Origin of the sequence: Chromatium okenii, from assembly GCF_016583745.1 — a bacterium.
GTDB classification, from domain to species: domain Bacteria; phylum Pseudomonadota; class Gammaproteobacteria; order Chromatiales; family Chromatiaceae; genus Chromatium; species Chromatium okenii.
Map to the genome: position 1 here is coordinate 1 of NZ_NRRQ01000131.1, position 583 is coordinate 583.

Annotated in this window: 2 protein-coding genes; both read left to right on the forward strand. The window is 54.7% G+C overall.

Translation table 11 applies throughout. The features are described 5' to 3' along the window. Positions 1-64 precede the first annotated feature (64 nt). On the forward strand, positions 65-433 hold the full coding sequence (rplN, locus tag CKO12_RS14505; protein WP_096410208.1) for a 50S ribosomal protein L14: 369 nt from the start codon (positions 65-67) through the stop codon (positions 431-433). Positions 434-445: 12 nt separating this feature from the next. Then, a partial coding sequence (gene rplX, locus CKO12_RS14510) for a 50S ribosomal protein L24 (RefSeq protein WP_200155418.1) occupies positions 446-583 on the forward strand: 138 nt, incomplete at its 3' end.

Here is a 583-nt window from a genome sequence, read left to right on the forward strand (position 1 = left end):
GCCGCAAGTTAAGATTTAGCGGTGCCCGAGCGGGGCTTATCGAAAAGGAAGCGGGTGTAGCGTCATGATCCAGATGGAGACCCTCCTAAAAGCGGCGGATAACAGTGGTGCCCGTCAGGTTCAGTGCATTAAGGTGCTGGGCGGTTCGAAGCGTCGCTATGCAGGGATCGGCGATATCGTCAAGGTCAGCGTCAAGGACGCGATTCCGCGAGGGCGCGTCAAAAAAGGTGAAGTATATAACGCCGTAGTTGTCCGGACGCGCAGAGGTGTGCGCCGTGCCGATGGCTCTCAAATACGGTTTGATGGCAATGCGGCTGTACTGCTGAACAACAATCTGCAGCCTCTGGGTACACGTGTGTTCGGACCAGTAACCCGAGAGCTGCGCACTGAACGTTTTATGCGCATCATATCGTTGGCGCCAGAGGTACTGTAGGTAGAGGACATCATGCGCAAGATTCGAAAAGGCGACGAAGTCGTAGTCATTGCCGGTAAAGATCGGGGGCGTCGGGGTAGAGTCTCACGCGTGTTCCCAGATCAAGATAAGGTAGTAGTGGATAACGTGAACATGGTTAAGCGCCATAGG

Excerpts from the sequence above, each read along its gene's own strand:
- rplN (WP_096410208.1), top strand. The coding sequence starts at position 65 with ATGATCCAGATGGAGACCCTCCTAAAAGCGGCGGATAACAGTGGTGCC.